The sequence below is a fragment of the Amycolatopsis sp. La24 genome (assembly GCF_029087445.1).
GTDB lineage: Bacteria > Actinomycetota > Actinomycetes > Mycobacteriales > Pseudonocardiaceae > Amycolatopsis > Amycolatopsis nivea.
In genome coordinates this window covers 22,079-39,678 of record NZ_JARACH010000002.1, presented here as the reverse complement: position 1 = coordinate 39,678, position 17,600 = coordinate 22,079, and the positions used below count along the sequence as shown (strand labels likewise).

At 69.3% G+C, this 17,600-nt stretch carries 18 protein-coding genes; 9 read left to right on the top strand and 9 right to left on the bottom strand.

Features of this window, described 5'->3' with window-relative positions; genetic code table 11:
• Positions 1-6: 6 nt before the first annotated feature.
• Complete coding sequence (locus PUT80_RS03725; protein WP_037806931.1) at positions 7-1,158, bottom strand: hypothetical protein; 1,152 nt, start codon at positions 1,156-1,158, stop codon at positions 7-9.
• Between the two features lie 194 nt (positions 1,159-1,352).
• On the opposite strand from PUT80_RS03725, the gene PUT80_RS03720 reads away from it, so the two are divergent.
• Positions 1,353-2,915, top strand: coding sequence for an acyltransferase (locus tag PUT80_RS03720; protein ID WP_037806927.1), 1,563 nt, complete (start codon positions 1,353-1,355; stop codon positions 2,913-2,915).
• An 80-nt stretch (positions 2,916-2,995) separates the two neighbouring features.
• Here the strand turns inward: PUT80_RS03720 and PUT80_RS03715 are convergent, their stop codons facing one another.
• Positions 2,996-3,673 carry a response regulator transcription factor gene (locus tag PUT80_RS03715; RefSeq protein ID WP_037806926.1) on the bottom strand — a complete coding sequence of 226 codons (678 nt, stop codon included), beginning with the start codon at positions 3,671-3,673 and terminating at the stop codon, positions 2,996-2,998.
• Complete coding sequence (locus PUT80_RS03710) at positions 3,670-4,791, bottom strand: sensor histidine kinase (protein WP_134728001.1); 1,122 nt, start codon at positions 4,789-4,791, stop codon at positions 3,670-3,672. The genes PUT80_RS03715 and PUT80_RS03710 overlap by 4 nt, the downstream gene beginning before the upstream one ends.
• 135 nt (positions 4,792-4,926) lie before the next feature.
• Here PUT80_RS03710 and PUT80_RS03705 point away from each other — a divergent pair, with 135 nt between their 5' ends.
• Positions 4,927-5,535, top strand: coding sequence for a dihydrofolate reductase family protein (locus PUT80_RS03705; protein ID WP_037806923.1), 609 nt, complete (start codon positions 4,927-4,929; stop codon positions 5,533-5,535).
• Here the strand turns inward: PUT80_RS03705 and PUT80_RS03700 are convergent.
• A complete protein-coding gene (locus tag PUT80_RS03700; RefSeq protein ID WP_037806921.1) occupies positions 5,496-6,341 on the bottom strand; it encodes a helix-turn-helix transcriptional regulator in 846 nt (281 codons plus the stop codon). The genes PUT80_RS03705 and PUT80_RS03700 overlap by 40 nt on opposite strands.
• A 103-nt stretch (positions 6,342-6,444) precedes the next feature.
• Between PUT80_RS03700 and PUT80_RS03695 the strand changes: the two genes are divergently transcribed.
• From PUT80_RS03695 to PUT80_RS03680, 4 genes are read left to right on the top strand one after another with little or no spacing between them, the layout of a single operon-like run.
• On the top strand, positions 6,445-7,887 hold the full coding sequence (locus tag PUT80_RS03695; RefSeq protein WP_275291110.1) for an MFS transporter: 1,443 nt from the start codon (positions 6,445-6,447) through the stop codon (positions 7,885-7,887).
• Positions 7,888-7,932: 45 nt separating this feature from the next.
• A complete protein-coding gene (locus PUT80_RS03690) occupies positions 7,933-8,457 on the top strand; it encodes a sigma-70 family RNA polymerase sigma factor (protein ID WP_037806918.1) in 525 nt (174 codons plus the stop codon).
• Positions 8,450-9,343: a VOC family protein gene (locus tag PUT80_RS03685; RefSeq protein ID WP_275291109.1), complete on the top strand. Its 894-nt coding sequence runs from the start codon at positions 8,450-8,452 to the stop codon at positions 9,341-9,343. The genes PUT80_RS03690 and PUT80_RS03685 overlap by 8 nt, the downstream gene beginning before the upstream one ends.
• A 52-nt stretch (positions 9,344-9,395) precedes the next feature.
• Positions 9,396-9,779, top strand: coding sequence for a hypothetical protein (locus PUT80_RS03680; protein ID WP_037806914.1), 384 nt, complete (start codon positions 9,396-9,398; stop codon positions 9,777-9,779).
• 27 nt (positions 9,780-9,806) lie between these two features.
• Here the strand turns inward: PUT80_RS03680 and PUT80_RS03675 are convergent, their stop codons facing one another.
• Together PUT80_RS03675 and PUT80_RS03670 are read right to left on the bottom strand one after the other, a co-directional pair.
• Positions 9,807-10,187 carry a VOC family protein gene (locus PUT80_RS03675; protein ID WP_037806911.1) on the bottom strand — a complete coding sequence of 127 codons (381 nt, stop codon included), beginning with the start codon at positions 10,185-10,187 and terminating at the stop codon, positions 9,807-9,809.
• 136 nt (positions 10,188-10,323) lie between these two features.
• A complete protein-coding gene (locus tag PUT80_RS03670; RefSeq protein ID WP_238603653.1) occupies positions 10,324-11,631 on the bottom strand; it encodes a UDP-glucose/GDP-mannose dehydrogenase family protein in 1,308 nt (435 codons plus the stop codon).
• A 171-nt stretch (positions 11,632-11,802) separates the two neighbouring features.
• On the opposite strand from PUT80_RS03670, the gene PUT80_RS03665 reads away from it, so the two are divergent.
• On the top strand, positions 11,803-12,561 hold the full coding sequence (locus tag PUT80_RS03665; RefSeq protein ID WP_134664552.1) for an SDR family NAD(P)-dependent oxidoreductase: 759 nt from the start codon (positions 11,803-11,805) through the stop codon (positions 12,559-12,561).
• Between the two features lie 54 nt (positions 12,562-12,615).
• Here PUT80_RS03665 and PUT80_RS03660 read toward each other — a convergent pair whose 3' ends face one another.
• Both PUT80_RS03660 and PUT80_RS03655 read right to left on the bottom strand, forming a co-directional pair.
• On the bottom strand, positions 12,616-13,296 hold the full coding sequence (locus PUT80_RS03660; RefSeq protein WP_275291108.1) for a class I SAM-dependent methyltransferase: 681 nt from the start codon (positions 13,294-13,296) through the stop codon (positions 12,616-12,618).
• A gap of 155 nt (positions 13,297-13,451) precedes the next feature.
• Positions 13,452-14,087 carry a PadR family transcriptional regulator gene (locus PUT80_RS03655; protein WP_037806904.1) on the bottom strand — a complete coding sequence of 212 codons (636 nt, stop codon included), beginning with the start codon at positions 14,085-14,087 and terminating at the stop codon, positions 13,452-13,454.
• Between the two features lie 701 nt (positions 14,088-14,788).
• Here PUT80_RS03655 and PUT80_RS03650 point away from each other — a divergent pair.
• Positions 14,789-15,127 carry a MerR family transcriptional regulator gene (locus PUT80_RS03650; protein WP_037806903.1) on the top strand — a complete coding sequence of 113 codons (339 nt, stop codon included), beginning with the start codon at positions 14,789-14,791 and terminating at the stop codon, positions 15,125-15,127.
• Between the two features lie 185 nt (positions 15,128-15,312).
• Here the strand turns inward: PUT80_RS03650 and PUT80_RS03645 are convergent, their stop codons facing one another.
• Positions 15,313-16,959 carry a TM0106 family RecB-like putative nuclease gene (locus PUT80_RS03645; protein WP_037806901.1) on the bottom strand — a complete coding sequence of 549 codons (1,647 nt, stop codon included), beginning with the start codon at positions 16,957-16,959 and terminating at the stop codon, positions 15,313-15,315.
• Positions 16,960-17,065: 106 nt separating this feature from the next.
• Between PUT80_RS03645 and PUT80_RS03640 the strand changes: the two genes are divergently transcribed.
• A complete protein-coding gene (locus tag PUT80_RS03640) occupies positions 17,066-17,545 on the top strand; it encodes a DUF6474 family protein (protein ID WP_037806899.1) in 480 nt (159 codons plus the stop codon).
• Positions 17,546-17,600: the final 55 nt, after the last annotated feature.

The following is a 17,600-nucleotide window of genomic DNA, read 5'->3' as shown; positions in this document are numbered from 1 at the left end:
GGTGCCTCACGGTGCCACGTGCGCGATGGTCAGCAGGAACGCGCCGTACCAGGCACTTCCGACGGTGATCACCGGCAGCAGCACCGCCAGCACCCGGTTCGGCAGCTTCGCCAGCATGAGCGCGACCGGCACGGTCAGCACGAACGCCGGCAGCAGGAAACGCGCGCGGGACTGGAAGAAGTTCGAGGAGCACAGCGCGATCACCACGGTGAGCGTGCCGTAGATCTGCCACGGCAACGGCAGCTTCGTCGCCCAGGTCCAGAACTGCAGCACCACCGCGGTGAGCACGACGAGCGCGGTCACGGTGATCCAGCTCGCGTTGTCCGAGGTGAGGCCTTCGCGGACCTGCGTCCAGGTGAAAACGCCGAAATCGAAGTGCATCTGCCAGGCGTTCTGCAGCCAGAACCAGCCGTCCGGGCGGCCGGTCTGGATCCAGACGTAGCCGAGGTAGCCCAGCAGGCCGAGCGGTGCGATTAGCCCGCCTGCCCACGGCCGCCAGCCGTCGCGCCGCTGGAAGACCGCGATGAGCGCGGCGATGCCGACCGCGGCGATCAACGCACCGGAACTCGCCCGCGTCAACCCGGCCAGCACCGCGAATCCGCCCGCGACCAGCCATTCGCGGCGGGCGAGCATCACGAACGTCCAGGACACGAGCGCCATCAGCAGCGATTCCGAATACGCCAGATGCAGTGCCGTCGAACCGGGCCCGATCGACCACAGCACCGCCACCAGCAGGCCCACCCGCGGTCCGGCCAGGTCGCGGCCCAGCACGAACAGGCCCCACGCCGCCGCGCACCCGGCCAGCAGCGAGATCGTCATCCCGGCCGCCAGCGGCGGGATCCCGACCAGGGTCAGCAGCGCCACCGTCGCCGGGTACAGCGGGAAGAACACCAGGCTGTTCTCGACCGGCAGCCCGTCGGCGCCGTGCACGACCGGCTGGTCGTAGCCGTGCTGGGCGACCGAGAGGAACCAGTTGGCGTCGAAGTTGTCGATGAACCGGCCCGGCGACACGTCGGCCTTCCAGCTCATCAACCACAGCACGCCGAACGCGACGATCTGGAACAGCAGGTAGAGGCTGATCGCGGGGGCGGCTTGGCGGAAAGCGGCGCGCAGGGTCGGCGAAGGCTCGACGGGACCGTCGAGACTGGACTGCTGCACGCTCCCCGAACTCCTGAACTACCTAGCGTGAAACCGGACGAATTCCTGCCTGATCGTACCTGGCGACCGCATAATCCGAGGCCAGAACGGGTGTTGTGACTAATCCCCTGCTTACCGCCAATTGCGGGGAGTACGTCCGGGGCGGGTGTGCGAGGCGGTAACCTTCACGAGGTTGTCGGTAGCGGAAGACGGGGGTGAGCACGCTGGCCGAGCCGAATTCCGCTGCCCTGGCCGACCCTGCGTCCGCGCCCGCGAAGAAAACCCGGATCGTCTTCATCGACATCGGCCGCGGCCTCGGCGCGCTACTGGTCTTCTACAGCCACATCGCCCATCCGTGGGTGATCGCGAAGAACGACAAAGCCCCGTACGTCGACTTCATCGAGGCGCTCACGAGCGATCCGATGCACATGTCGAAGCAGGGCATCGGGCAGATCGCGGTGCCGTTCTTCTTCCTGGTCAGCGGTTTCGTCGTGACGCCGATCGCGCTGCGCCAGGGCACCGGCCGGTTCGCGCTCAACCGGTTCATCCGGGTCTACGCGCCGATGCTGTTCGTGGTGCTGCTGACCGCGTTCCTGCTGCTGGTGAATCTGCACCCGCCGTCAACCGGCCAAGCACAGACGCTGAACCCGCTCACCGTCTTCACCAACACCACGCTGGTCAACTACCTGATCTACCCGCAGATCGTGCTGGTGCCGGTGGCCTGGACGATGATCGTCGAGGTCATCTTCTACCTGCTGCTCATGGCGGTGCTGCCGCTGCTGCGCCGATGGGTGTGGCTCGCGATCGCGGTCGAACTGACCTTCATCTTCGTGGTGATGATGAGCCGGTCCCAGCTCGGACCGTCGTGGTCGCTGTTCGCGGTGAACGTCTCGTACCTGCCCGCGATGGTCATCGGCCAGGTCGTCTGGGCGACGACCAAGAAGCAGATCCCGCTCTGGACGGGCGCGCTGTACGGCGGCTGCGCCTGGTCGCTGTACGTGCTGGCGGACGTCATCAACGTCGGCCGCGTGGACAGCTCGTACAACCTCGCGCTGGCGTTCGCCGTCGCCTGCTTCCTGATGGGCATGTTCGCCGAGGACCGGCTGAAGCAGCGCAAGATCTGGACCATGCTGTCCGAGCGCAGCTATTCGATCTACCTGCTGCACATGCTGGTCACGTTCGTGCTGCTGCAACTGCTGCGCCCGGCGGTGCCGCTGCCGATCGCGCTGCTGATCGTGATCCCGGCGGTGTTCGGGGTGGTCGAACTGAGCTACCGGTTCGTGGAACGGCCGAGCCACTCGCTGGCGCGACGGTTGTCGCACAAGCCGAAGCCGCCTCCGCCCGCGCCGGAAATGCCTGAGCCCCCGGTGGAACCGCCGGTCGAAACTCCGGGCGAAACGACTCAGCTCGTCGAGGACGCCGAAGTGACCGCTGAGATCCCGAAGATTCCCGCCGAACCGCTGCCGCCGCGTCGTCCGGCGCCCCGGCCGCGTCCGGTGCAGAACGGGCGGATGCCGAGGAACGGAGCTCCGCCGCCGAACGACGCGCCGCGCGCGATGCCGCCGCGTGCGAACGGGGGCGCGCACCGGGCGCGTCCTGTCGAATCAGCCGTCGACCGCACCGCCGAGCCGCCGGTGCGCCGGCCGATGCCGCCGCGCCGGCGTCCGTCAGCTCCGCCGGAGCTGCGCTACCAGCCGGACCAGGAAAACCAGGGCCAGCGCGGCGACCACGACGATCTCCCACGCCACGGGAACTCCTTCCGCCACACCCCTCGCTGAGCAGTGATGCTCTTCCGGTAAGGCGTGCGACGGTGGGACGACGTTCACCGACACGGCGTAACTCACACTCCCGGCTTAGCTCATTCGTGCGAGCCGCGGCGCGGGGTGACGAGGCCCGATTCGTACGCGAGCACCACCAGCTGCGCCCGGTCGCGCGCGCCGATCTTGGTCATGATGCGGCTGACGTGCGTGCGCGCGGTCGCCGTGGAGATCACCAGGTGGGCGGCGATTTCGTCGTTCGACAGCCCGCCCGCGACCAGCGCCAGCACCTCGCGTTCGCGTTCGGTCACCTCCTGCACGGCTGAGGTGTCGATCCGCCGGTGCTCCGGCCGTCCGACGATCTCGGCGATCAACCGGCGCGTGACGGTCGGCGCGAGCAGCGCCTCCCCCGCCGCGACGACGCGCAGCGCGTGCAGGAGTTCGACCGGTTCGGTGTCCTTCAGCAGGAACCCGCTGGCCCCGGCGCGGAGTGCCTCGTAGACGTATTCGTCGACGTCGAACGTGGTCAGGACCAGCACTTTCACCCCGCCGAGGTCGGGGTGCGAGGTGATCCGGCGGGTCGCTTCGAGACCGTCGGTGCCGGGCATCCGGATGTCCATCACCACGATGTCGGGCCGGTGCTCGACCGCCTGCGCGACGGCCTGCTCGCCGTCGCTCGCCTCGCCGGCCACCTCGAAGCCGTCCTCGGTGTCCAGCAGCAGCCGGAATCCGGCGCGGACCAGGGCCTGGTCGTCGGCCAGTACGACGCGGATGGTCATTTCTCCCCCTCCACGGGCAGTTCCGCCCGCACCTGGAAACCCTGCCCGGTGACGCTCGCCTCGACGCTGCCGCCGAGCGCCGTCGCGCGTTCCCGCATGCCGCGCAGACCGTGCCCGGGCGTCGGCTGGACGGTGCCGCGGCCGTCGTCGCGCACGATCAGGACCAGCGTGCCCGGCTTCCGCTCGAAGCGGACCTCGACGCGCTGTGCCCCGTCGGCATGCCGGACGACGTTGGTGAGCGACTCCTGAAGGATCCGGTACGCCGCGCCGTCCACCGGCGCGGGCAGCTCGCCGGCTTCGCCGTGCAGTTCGACTGCCAATCCGGCGGCGCGCGCGTGGTCGAGCAGCTCGTCGACCTGCGCGAGGCTCGGCGCGGGCGCGCGGTTCTCGCCGGAACGGAGCACGGCGAGCGTCGCGCGGAGGTCGTTGAGCGCGGACGCGCTGGCGGCCTTGATGTTGAGCAGCGCCTCCTTCGCCTCCTCCGGCCGCCGGTCCGCGACGTGCGCGGCGACGCCCGCCTGGACGTTGATCATCGCGAGACTGTGTGCGACGACGTCGTGCACCTCGCGGGCGATCCGGAGCCGTTCCTGCTCGGCCATCCGGTGGCGGTGCTCGTCGGCCTGCTCGCGCCGGGCGGCGACGGCGGCGAACTGGAACCGGACCGCGGTCGCGATGCCGATCACGGCGGCCATCCAGACCACGGCGAACAGCGCCCAGGCGCTGACCGCAAACGTTTGCGCGGTGATGATGTGGACCACGTACGCCCCCACCAGCACCGCCGCACCGGTGCTTCCAGCAACCACCGGACCCTTTCGCCGCGTAAGCACGAACAACGCGATCGTGGGGACGATGATCACCGGACCGCCGGGCTCCGGCGACAGGTAGTACGCGTACGCCGAGGCCGCGGTGAGCACGAAGAGCGGCAGCGGGTACCGGTGGACGAGCAGCAAGGTAAGCACGGTCGCGGCCAGCCAGGCGGCGCCGAGCGGGCTCAGCGGATGCGGGGCGTGCTGCCAGCGGCCGGACGCACTGGAGCCGCCGAGCACGAAGGCGAGCACCACGAAGGTCCGGAACACCCGCCCGAACCACGGGTTCTGCGCCCGCCACCAGTAGTGCATGGTGCGAAAGCTACCGGGGAAGCCGGGCGGGCGCGTCCGTCGTGAAGCGCGGGATCGGACTACGCGCGGCGCGGTATGTCGAGAACTCTCATCCGGCTCCGTTCACCAGGCAAACGGCGAAAAAAGGAGACGGTGATGGGCGAGGTAGTGGCCGGGGCGAGCATGTCGCTGGACGGGTTCGTGGCGGGGCCGGGCGAATCCGGGTTCGATCTGCTCTTCGGCTGGCTGGGCAGCGGCACCGAGGAGGTGCCGACCGCGCAGCCGGGACGTTCGCTGCGCATGTCCCCGGCGAGCGCGAAGGTCATGCGTGCGCAACTGGAGTCGACCGGAGCGCTGCTGGTCGGCCGGCGGCTGTTCGACCTGACCTCGGGCTGGGGCGGGACGCATCCGTTCGGCGGGCCGGTGGTCGTGGTGACGCACGAGGCGCCTGCTGGCTGGGAAGGCTCGCCATTCACCTTCGTCACCGAAGGCATCGAGGTCGCGGTGGCGCGGGCGAAAGAACTGGCCGACGGCCGAGACGTCGGCGTGAACGCGGGCGAGATGGCGCGGCAGTGCTTGGCGGCCGGGCTGCTCGACGCGGTGCGGATCGACCTCGTGCCGGTCCTGCTCGGCGGCGGGGTGCCGTTCTTCGGCGAATTCGGCTTCGGTCCGGTGCGACTCGGCACGCCCGAGGTCACGCCTGGCGAGGGCGTGACCCACCTGCACTACCGCGTCTTGGGCACGAACTCCAGCAGCTTGGCGTGAGTCTCGTCGTTCGCCGGGGTGTAGACCGACATCCGGATCTCCGAGCGGCGGCCGGCGTAGAGGTAGGTGAAGTCGAAGGTGAGCAGGCCCGCGTCCGGGTGCAGGTAGCGCTTGCTCTTGGCCAGCTCGGTGTTCACGTCGTGCTGGCTCCACAGTTCCTCGAAGCACGGAGACTCCGCCCGAAGCCGTTTGACCAGCGACTTCCAGCCGGGCTCGCCCACGTGCTCGGCCATCGCCGCGCGGAAGGACGAGACCATCCGCGGCACGTTCTGCTCCCAGTCGACCATCCGCTCTTTCCACTGCGGATTGAGCAGGCATTGGACGAGCGTGTTGCGTTCCTCGTACGGGATCGCGTCGACGCCGCCCATCAGCCAGTCGTAGCCGGCGTTGTGGCCGAGCACGTCGAAGCGCGCGTTGCGGACCGCGACCGGGAACGGTTCCAGCTGGACCATCATGTCCTGCATCGACGGCGTGATCGCGGAGCAGTGCTTCTTCTCCGTCACCGGCTCCGGCGCGCCGGCGAGGGTGAACAGGTGCACGTGCTCGTGCGGGTCGAGCCGGAGCGTGCGGGAGATCGCGCTGAGCACCTGCTCGGACGCGTTGATGTCGCGGCCCTGTTCGAGCCACGTGTACCAGGTGACCCCCACCCCGGCGAGCTGCGCGACTTCCTCGCGGCGCAGCCCCGGCGTGCGCCTGCGGCCGCCGAGCGGCAGGCCGACCTGCTCGGGCGTGATGCGTCCGCGCCGGTTGCGGAGGAACTCCCCCAGCTCGGTCCGGCGCAGGCGGTCTTCGATGCCACTGGTCACGAGTACCAGGTAAGCACAGTGCCGAGCCTGTTACCAGGTAGTCCCAGTACCAGGATAGAAGCACACCTGGTACCAGGGTTTGCGGCGGCGGAACGTAGTACTCATGACGACTACCACCACTGCCCCGGCGACGGCCACCGCCGCTGTCGGGACGTCGGAGAGGACGGGCCTCTCGTCCGCCGGCTTGATCACCGTGCTGCTGGGGGCGGCACTGCCGATCATCGACTTCTTCATCGTCAACGTCGCCCTGCCCACCATCGATACCGACCTCCACGCGTCCACCGCGACGCTCGAACTGGTCGTCGCGGGCTACGGCATCGCGTACGCGGTGCTGCTGGTGCTCGGCGGACGGCTCGGCGACACCTTCGGCCGTCGCAGGCTCTTCCTGCTCGGCCTCACGCTGTTCACGCTCACCTCGCTGGCCTGCGGCGTCGCCCCGGACGCCGCCACGCTGGTCATCGCCCGCGTCGCACAGGGCGCGGCTTCGGCGCTGTTGCTGCCGCAGGTGCTGTCGATCATCCAGGCCGGGACCTCCGGCGAACGCCGCTCGCGCGCGATCGGCATGTACGGCGCGACCGGCGGCATCGCCACCGTGGTCGGCCAGCTGCTCGGCGGCGCGCTGGTCGCCGCCAACGTGTGGGACCTGAGCTGGCGGCCGATCTTCCTGGTCAACGTGCCGATCGGGATCGTCGGGCTGCTGCTCGCGCGCCGCACGGTGCCGGACAGCCGGGCGAGCAACCCGCTCGGCGTCGACCGCTGGGGCACCGTGCTGCTGGCCGTTTCGCTGCTGTCGCTGCTGATCCCGATCATGGAGGGCCGCGCGCTCGGCTGGCCGTGGTGGAGCATCGCGCTGCTGGTGATCTTCCCGTTCGCGGCGTTCGGCTTCGCCCGCACGGAACGAAACCTCGAGGCCGCGGGCGGCACCCCGCTGCTGCCGCCTGCCCTGCTGCGCACCGCGAGCGTGCGGCACGGCCTGACCGTCGCGGTGCCGTTCTTCTGCACCTTCGGCTCGTTCATGTTCGTCTACGCGGTGACCCTGCAAAACGGCCTGCACCTCGGCCCGCTCGGCGCCGGGCTGGCGTTGACCCCGATGGCCGTCGCGTATTTCACGACCTCGCTGGTCAGCAGCCGCCTCGTCGCCCGCTTCGGCCGCAAGATCGTGCCGATCGGCGGGGTGATCCTCGCCGTCGGGCTGCTCGCGCTCGCCGGAACCGCGCTGCTCGACTGGCCCGACCTGTCGATCTGGCAGCTGGCCCCGGCGATGGTGCTGATCGGCGTCGGCAACGGGCTCGCGATGAGCACGCTGTTCCGGGTCGTGCTGTCCCGGGTGCCCGCCGACCTGGCGGGGGTCGGCGGCGGCGTGCTGACCACGACCCAGCAGACGTCGCTGGCACTGGGAGTCGCGGTGCTGGGGAGCCTGTTCGCCAGCCTGAGCGTGCCGGGCGCGATGGGCTACCAGGGTGCGTTCGTGCTGGTCATCGGGATTCTGGCGGTGCTGGCGCTGCTCGTGAGCGGGCTGGCTCGCAAACTTCCCGATCCTCGCTGAGAATTCGACCGACGGAAAACCCCGCTCCCGGACGACGATGGAGATGTGACGGAACCTCGGGTGCAGCCAGACCCGGCCTTCGCGCTGCTCGGCCTCTACGAGAAGGCCCTGCCGGAGGTCTATGGCTACCTGCTCGCGAGGTGCGGCGACCGCGTGCTGGCGGAGGAACTGACGTCGGAGACGTTCCTCGGCGCGGTCGCCGCCTGCCGCAAGGAGCACGCGCCGCCGGTGAGCACGCCCTGGCTGATCGGGGTGGCCCGGCACAAGCTGGCCGACCACTGGCGGCGCGCCGAACGGGAACAGCGCGGGCTGCGGCTCGTGCACGACGCCGGATGCGACGTCGAGGATCCCTGGGACGAGCAGCTCGACGCCCTGCGTGCGCGGCAGGTGCTCGAAACGCTGACCGTCTCGCATCGGGCAGTGCTCACCTTGCGGTACGTCGACGGCCTTCCGGTGCGCGACGTCGCGGCGCATCTCGGCCGGACCATCCACGCGACGGAGGCGTTGCTGACGCGGGCCAAAACCGCGTTCCGCCGCGGCTACCAGGAGAAGGAGGGACGCGATGCCTGAACCGTTCGACGCGCTCGCACTGCCTTCGACTCCGGCCGACCCCGATCCGGCCTTCGCCGAGCAGCTGCGGGACGACCTCCGCCGACTGATCCTGAACGGAGCGGAGATGACCACCACCGAAACCACGCCGCAGCAGGCCCGAGCGGGTGCGCTGACGCCGTACCTGGTCGTGACCGACGCGCGCGCCGCGCTCGACTTCTACGTCGAGGTCTTCGGCGCACGACGCCGAGCCGAGCCGATCGTGATGGACGACGGCCGGGTCGGGCACGCCGAACTGGACATCGGCGACAGCGTGCTGATGCTGGCCGAGGAGTTCCCCGAGCTGGGCAATGTCGTCGCGCCGGAGGGCGGCGCGCTGGTGCGCGTCGAGGTGCCCGATCCGCAGGACGCGGCGCGGCGGGCCGTGGAACTGGGCGCGGAACTGCTGCGTCCGGTCGAGGACCGCGGCTACGGGCTGAACGGGGTGATCCGCGACCCCTACGGCCAGCGCTGGCTGGTCGGAAAGGCCGCGCCACAAGCGAAAACGCCCGGGGAGCGCACGTACCGGCACGGCGAGGCCGGGTACTTCACCTTCCAGGTGCCTGACGACAGCCGGGCCAAGGCGTTCTACGGTGCGGTGCTCGGCTGGCAGTTCAACCAGGGCAGCCTGCCGACCGCGTGGCGCATCGAGGGCGACGGCCTGCCCGGCGGGCTGTGGGGCGGACCGGAACTGCAGTCCGGCTGGAAGCTGATGTTCGCCGTCGACGACCTCGAGGCCGCGCTCGGCCGGGTGCGCGAGGGGGGCGGCCGGGCGGGAGAGGTGGAGAACCAGCCGTACGGCCGAACGGCGGATTGTGCCGACGACCAGGGGATCGAGTTCTGGTTGTGGGAACAGCCACGCACGTGACCTCGGCCAAAACCCCGGCGGCAAACCGGCCGGCGGGGCGCACACTCAAGGGATGGCCGCGCACTGGACGCCCCGCGACGAAGCCGAGCTGACCGCCGGCTGGCAGCTGTGGCTCGCGCTGGGCTCGTGCGCCTGGCCGGGACCGGACTGGGACGGCACACCCGCCGAAGCTGTCCGCGGCCTGGAACGGTGTTTCACCACCTGCGACGAAATCCTCGCCGCGTACGACCGGCCGGATTCCGCGGTCGCCGGGCTGGTGCGCTCGATGATCCTGGCCGCCAACTGGACGCTCGAACTGTGGCGCGACGACGCGGACCCGCTCGATTCCGAGCGGGCCGCGCTGTTGCACGCCGATCTGGCCGCGTTCTCCGACCACGCGGAGAGCGTCCGGACTTTGCTTGCCACGGGCGGCGGGTGGGCCTCGCTTCCGCTGTGACCCGCCCGCCGTCCGTCTACAAAGGACTTACCAGCTCGCGGGCCGTTTCCGCTCCGGCTCGTACGGCTGCGTGATGACCTCGATCCCGTTTCCGCCCGGGTCGAGGAAATACACGCCGCGTCCGCCGTGGTTGTGGTTGATCTCGCCGGGGCCCTGCCCGCCCGGCCCGGCGTGGTAGTCGACCCCGGTTTCCTTCAACCGCAGGAAAAACGCGTCGAAGTCGTCCTCCGGAATGAGGAAACAGTAGTGCTGCAGCTTGCGATCGGCGTCCGGCACCGTCGCGAAGTCGAGCCGCACGCCGTTGCTGGTTTCGACCGGGATGAACGGGCCCCATTCCTCGCCGATCTCGAACCCGAGCAGGTGCGCGAAGAATTCGGCGGATTCCCGGTTGTTCCGGGACGGGACCATCAGGTGATTCAGTTCAAGAGAAAGTGACACGAAGCAATGCCTCCACAAGGCATCCCAGCACCTCCATGCCTCACCCAGCCGGTGACCGACACGCGATGCCGCCGAGGAGCATAGCGCAACCGAAGCGAATCTCCAATCAGAAAACCGGAACTCGCCGCCGGGCCGCGCGCGGGCGCCCGACTCCCTGCCAGGACAACCCGGCGTCGAGAATCATCCGCGGGTCGAGCAGATTGCGGGTGTCGACGACGTCGTCGCCTTCCATCGCGTCGGCGATCGCAACCCAGTCGAGGTTGCGGAACTCGGCCCATTCGGTAAGCACCACAACGACATCCGCGTCCTTGGCGACCTGATACGGGTCGTCCACGACGGTCATCCCGGCAATGCCGCCGGAGACCGCCGGGTCGTACGCGGTGATCTCCGCGCCGAGCGCGCCCAGCACCGAAGACACTGCCAGCGCGGGAGAATCGCGCAGATCGTTCGTGCCCGCCTTGAACGCCAGGCCCAGCACGCCGATCCGCGCGCCGGCCAGTGTTCCGCCGCAGGCTCCTGCGATCTTCGCCACGATCCGGTCGCGCTGGGCGATGTTCTCGTCGATCGCCGAGGTCAGCATCCGGAAGTCGTAGTCGACCGATTCGGCGACCTTGACCAGCGCGCTGGTGTCCTTGGGCAGGCACGAACCGCCCCAGCCCGGGCCGGGTTTGAGGAAGGTGCGGCCGATCCGCCGGTCGTAGCCCATGCCTTCGGTGACCAGGTCGATGTCCGCGCCGAGCCGTTCGCACAGTTCGGCGATCGAGTTCACATAGGACAGTTTGAGCGCGAGAAAGCAATTCGCCGCGTACTTGACCAGTTCCGCGCTCGCCGCGTCCGCGACCACGACGGGTGCGGCGAGGTCGCCGTACAACTGCCCGACCCACGCGGCGGCCGCGTGCGAATCCGATCCGACCACGATCCGGTCCGGGTGCAGGAAGTCTTGCACCGCAGTGCCTTCGCGCAGGAACTCCGGGTTGGAGACCACCGGCACGTCGGCGCGGCCGACCATCGCCTGGATCCGTTTCGCGGTGCCGACCGGCACCGTCGACTTGGTGATCAGCGCGCAGCCGGCCGGCAGCACGTCGCCGATCTCGGCGGTCACCGATTCCACCGCGCGCAAATCCGCGGACCCGCCCGCGCCCATCGGCGTCGGCACGCAGAGGAACACGCCCTCCGCGCCGCGAACGGCTTCCCGCGCGCCGACGACGAACGAAAGCCGTCCGTTCGCCAGTCCGCGGGAGACCAGTTCGGCCAGTCCTGGTTCGAGGATGTCCACGCGCCCGGCCGACAGCCGGTTCACTTTCGCCACGTCCACGTCAACGCAGGTGACGCGGTGCCCGAGGCTCGCGAGACAAGCCCCCGTGGTCAATCCGACGTATCCCGTCCCTACCACCACGATCCGAGCTGAGCTCATGACGCTGAAGGTGACAGCCGGAGTTGACCTCAGTGCTAACGGAAGCGGTCGCGGCCGAATACTCCTCGCGACGACAGCGGGTGAGGCGACACACTCCGACGGGCATGCGAACGAGCGTTAACCTGGGCGCGGAGGTGCACCGCGGCACCGAGAGCAGGAGGAAGGCTGAAGATGCAGATCACCGACACCGCAGCGCTCGTCACGGGTGGCGCGTCCGGACTCGGCGGCGCGACCGCCAAGGCGCTGGCCGCGAAAGGCGCGCGGGTGTTCGCCCTCGACCTCGCGCCTTCGATCGAGAAGGCCGAGCAGATCGACGGCATCACCTACGTCGAGGCCGACGTGACCGACCCGGACCAGGTGCAGGCCGCCGTCGACACCGCGGCGGGCTCGGGCGTACCGCTGCGCACGGTGGTCAACTGCGCCGGCATCGGACCGTCCGCGCGCATCCTGTCCCGCAAGGGCAGGCACGACCTCGCGCTGTACGCGAAGGTCATCCAGATCAACCTGATCGGCACGTTCAACGTGGTCACCATCGCCTCCGAGGCGATCGCGAAGACCGAACCGCTGGCCGACGACGCCCGCGGTGTCATCATCAACACCGCGTCCGTCGCCGCGTACGACGGCCAGATCGGGCAGGTGGCGTACGCGTCGTCCAAGGGCGGCGTGGTCGGGATGACCCTGCCCGCCGCGCGTGACCTCGCCTCGCACGGCATCCGCGTGCTGACGATCGCCCCCGGCATCGTCGACACCCCGATGCTCGCCACCGTCAGCGACGAATTCCGCGCCGGACTCGCCGCCGGGGTGCCGTTCCCGAAGCGGCTGGCGCGGCCGGACGAGTACGCGCAGCTCGCCCTGTCGCTGATCGACCACGACTACCTGAACGGCGAGGTCGTCCGCATGGACGGCTCGCTGCGGATGGCCCCGCGCTGACCCCGCCTCGCGAGTGGCTGTGCCGCCCCCTCAGCGGCACAGCCACTCGCCCGGTCACTCCTTGCGCATCCGCACCTCGAGGCCGATCCCGTCCGGGGTCACCTCGCAGGTACGGAACTTGCTCTCCGCGACCGTCGCGCGGAACTGCTCCGGCGTGTACGCCCGCCGCCGCAGCCCGCGAAGCGTGCGAACGGTGGTGAACGTGGCCACCGGCCCGAGCTTCATCCGCGCGACCTCAGCGTCCAGTTCCGCGTCGGTCGTGCTCTTGCTCAAGTCCTGCACCAGCGCGACCCCGCCCGGCCGCAGCACCCGGTGCATCTCGTCGAGCGCGTCCACCGGGTCGGCGAAGTTCTTGAACGCCGCCTGGCAGATCAGGAAGTCGAACGAGCCGTCCACGAAGGGCATCGCCGCCACGTCACCGCGACGGAAATCCACCGAGACGCCCTGCTCATGCGCGTACTCCCTGGCCAGCTGAACAAACGTCCGGCTGACATCCAGCCCCGTCACCGTGCACCGGCCGGTGCGGGCCAGCTCCACCGCGAAGAAGCCCGGCCCAGGCGCGACCTCGAGCACGTCCGCGCCCTCGGCCAGCTCCGAAGCCAGCATCTCGGCCGTTTCGCGATACTGAATTCGCTGCGGTTCGGTACCGCGTCCCCGCGCGTACGCCCGGGCGACCGGCCCCTCCATCTCCGGCAGCAGTTTCGTACGGTGGCGTTTGACCTGGGTATTCCCCATTGTGTTTCTCCCTGTTCGGTTGAGTCCGAACCGGTTCGCCGCGGGGCCGTATCCTTGTCAGCGCAGCCTGAAGACAGGTTCCCGCACCTCGCGGTTTCCAGTTCGACGGTTCCCGGTCCCGGCGGCGGTGTGCCAGCACCTCCTCCGGGACCTCTTTATTCGCCCTCGTTCTCGACGAAGGCGGCCATGTCAGGCAGCTCCCCGGTCTCCCGGTAACGCCGCCACTCCTCGACCCCCGGGATCGCGCCGGTGGTCAGCTCCTCGTGCAGCCCGCGAACCCATTCGGCTTCCGCGCGCCACATCGCCAGTTGGTACTCCGCCTCGACGAGAACCAGCCGAGGCAGCTCAGCCCGCATCTTCGCCAACGCCTCGACACGGTCGCCGATCAGCCGGTCCAGCTCGCCGACCCGATGCCGCAACTGCTGATCGACAACGTCCGGCCCGAGCGCGAGCATCACCGACAGCCCCGTGTGAAACCGCGTGGCCTCCAAATCCGGCACCGCGAGCAACTCGGCGACCCAATCCTCCAGCTCAGCCTGGCCCGCGTCGGTAATCCGGTAAACGGTCCGCTCCGGCCGAGCCCCGTCCCGCACGTTCTCGACGGCCTCGATGAACCCGTGCTTTTCGAGGTTGCCGACGACTGTGTAGAGGGAGCCCCACTTGATCTTCAGGTCGCCCTCTTTGCCGCGTTCCCGCAGGAGAGAGGCCACTTCGTACGGATGCATCGGCCGCTCGAACACGGTGGCCAGCACGGCGAGGCCCAGCAAGTTGGAGACCTTTCGCCGCTTCACGCTTTCGACCTCCTCGTGGACGATTATTCGTCTACGAGTATAGCGGAAACGCGGTCGCGCGCCTAGCTTGGAGAAAATCTATGGCGACTGGGGTAGACATTCGGTTTCGATCATGGGTAGCATCCTTCTTGTACAAGAGAGACAACGTCAATCAGGCACGGGAGATGACGAACTGCCCGTGGAGTGAGACGAGACGGTCAGGCAGGGCGAAGCCGCTGAACGAACGGGTTTCGGCCGGGACCGTGCAGTGAACGCAGGTGCAGTAACCGCACTGGCAGGCCAGGCAGTGCGGGAGCGGTCAGGTGGCCGGAGCCGATTTCCGACGGGGCTCCGGCCAGTGACCAGCGGCGTTACGCGTGCTGGGGCCGATCAGCGGAAGGGTTCCAGCCGGTGACGTTCGAAGCAGTAAACGCAGTACCGGAAGTGCAACACCGCAAGAGGAAAACACCGGAAAGAAGGGAACGGGCACATCATTGGATCGCCCGCGGCGGCGGAGCAGCAATGCCGCGCGGGTACCGCAGTCCCATCAGATTGGCAGGTGGTTCTCGGTTACGAATCAGCGATCTCCGCGCGGCATGTCCGGTGAACGGACCCCGCGGATACCAGAAGCCGGCTTCACGGCCGGTTGACAATGATGAAACCCAACCCTGGGACCCCGGGTGCCGCGTGGCACCCGGGGTCCCTTGTGATGTGGAGGTGGAATGATCCCTGACCCACGCGATACCCCGTCCGCCGGTTCCGGCGGAGCGGACAAGTTCGACGACGACGAGTACCCCGCTTACACGATGGGCCGGGCCGCCGAGATGCTCGGCACCAGCCAGAACTTCCTGCGCAGCCTGGACGAGACCGGGTTGATCGAGCCCCAGCGCTCGTCCGGCGGGCATCGCCGTTACTCCCGCCAGCAGTTGCGCCTCGCCGCACGCGTGCGCGAACTGGTCGACCAGGGCACGGCTGTCGACGCCGCCTGCCGCATCGTCTCTCTCGAGGACCAGCTCCACGAGGCCCAGCGGGAGAACAAGAAACTGCGCGCGGGCGAATAACCTTCTGCGGGGTCAAGTGTGCTGTCCGAACACCGCAGCACACCCCCCGGCGCCTTTCGCACCTCTCCTCGCGGCGGTCGGACTCCTGCCCCTGCCGCGAGGATCCGCGCGACCCCCTTCGGATCCGCCAGGACTCGTGCCGTTTCCGCGCCGAAATTCCGGGGCCGCCGCGGCTTCCGGAGGACTCAGAGGTCCAGCATGTACGGAACCTCAACCTGAGCCCGCCCGCTCATCCACTCCCGCAGCGCCTTAGTCGCGAGCACGTCATCCTCGTTGTACCGCAACAATCGTTCCCGCTGCTCGTCATCAGGGACCGCGCCGTCCATGCCGACCGCATCCCGGTACCACCGCATCGAGGCTTCGCCCCCAGCCTCCGGATCCCGCCAAGCAAACCCGGCCACCGGGGCGATCACTTTCAAGCCCTTGCCCCGCGAGCACAGGAACTGATCCGTCACACTGCGGAAAAGATCAACCCACTCATCTGAGTCCACAAAGGACTGAACAGTCCGCTTCTCCGGGATCCCGGAATACTCCCCGAACCGCTCGACCGACCCGAACAGCCACCGGTTCTCCGCGAGCGCGTTGTAGCAATACGCCCGGAAAGTCAGCCCCGCGGCCAGCGTCCGCTCGCGAACATCCGTGAACCACGCCCAAAACTCAGCGAACGACCGCGCCTCGTCCACAGTCGGCAGCGGCTCCCAGGTCGCGAATGCCCGGTACCCCTGCGGCACTCCGATGTCCACTCCGGACAACAGCGTCCCCCACAGGTAAGCCCCGGAATCGCCGAAGCTTTCCATGTCCACGTCGACCTCGACGTCCGCGCGCGGCACCTCGATCTTCGGCGTGCGACGCACCACCGTGAGGTCTGCCAGCCACGCCCGGGCCAGCATGATCGCGTCCGAGAACGTGCCGCCCGTCCAGTTCATCGGCGGCATCTCGGCGGCCGGGTCCAGCGCGGCCAGCTTGTCTACAGTGGACACTCCGACGCGGCGCAGCTCGCCCGCGTCCTCGCCGCGCACGACCAGGCTCACGTCACGCGTTTCGGTGAGCACGACCTCGCACGTGGCCCAAAACGGGCACCGCCGGCACTCCAGCACCCGCGAAGGCGCGGCCAGCGCTTCGGCACCGGTGGCGGCAGCGGTCGCGACGGCGAGCCGGTCCGCGAAGCGTGCGTCGTATTCGTCCAGTGCGCTGCGGCCGCCCGGCCAGGTGCCCGCGGTGAGGTCGTGCCAGACGACGACGTCCGCGTCCAGACCGATCACGCCGCCGAGCGCGCGTCCGCCGGCCGCCAAGCCGCGGGTCTCCAGCATTCGCCGCAGGTGGGCGAGCCGCAGCTGGTCTCGCGGCTGCGAGCGCACCTTGCGCAGCTCGTCCGGCGAACGGCGCGCCGGGTCCAGCTCCGTCATCGCGGTGGTGGGCGCGCCCTGGCCGCGGTCGGTGATCCGGTGCCGGACCACCAGCACCGGCACATACCCGTCGTCGACGCGCACGAGCAGGTCGATGCCGCCGCGCCGGTGCCCGACCGGGTCGGCTGGCAGCAGCGCGCCCCAGATGTACTGCGTGCCGTCCGCGAACGCCTGCTCGGTGAGCCGCACCCGCTCGCCAGCGGACGCGGTGCGCGGCACCCTGGCCCAGGTTGCCTCCGGCCCCGACGCCGCGACCAGCTGTTCGAGGATTTCCTCGCGGTGCGCGGTCGCGTCGTCGATGCGCTGTTGTGCGGTCGGATCCGGCGGCGGCAGCGGCACGTCGCGCATCGCCGGGTCGTGTTCCAGGTGCACCCGGCGGCGGCAACGACTCACTGCTCCCGCGTCGAGCAACACCTCGTCTCCCATAGCGATCACAATAGATCGTGGGTACGACATTCCCCGCGCGAGCCGACATGCCCGTCAGGTCGGGGACCAGTAAGTTCATCCGGAGAAGGCGTGGGAGGTAACGGCCATGGCGCGCAAGGCCAAGCAAGACAAGGCCAAAAAGGACGAGGGTGAAGCCCGGATCACCCCGAAGAAGGCGAAGAACGCGGTCGCGGTGGCCAAGGTGCTCGGACCGGCGGTGCTGCCGGTGCTCGCGCCGTACGCGGTCCGCGCGGCGGGTGCGGCGCGGGAGGCGTACGACCGCTACCAGGCCCGCAAGCTGGGTGTCGCCGTCGACCAGCTCGGCGAGTACACCGGCCGCGGCGCGGCGCTGCACGCCCGGATCGCGGGTCTCGTGCAGGGGCTCGGCGAGCTGAAGAAGTCGGCGAAGGCGACCGAGCAGGACCAGAAGTTCGCCGCCGAAACGCAGTCGACGCTGGAGCAGCTGTCGGCCACGGTGCGCGCCGCCGAGCGCATGCCCGCGGGCCGGCGCAAGGCCGCGCACCGTGCGGTCACCGGCGAGCTCGAACGGCTGGAAGAGCAGCTGCTGCACCGCTTGGGCATCTGAACCCGGCGAAAGGGCCCCTTGAGCGAACTCAAGGGGCCCTTTGCGCTGCCGGGAA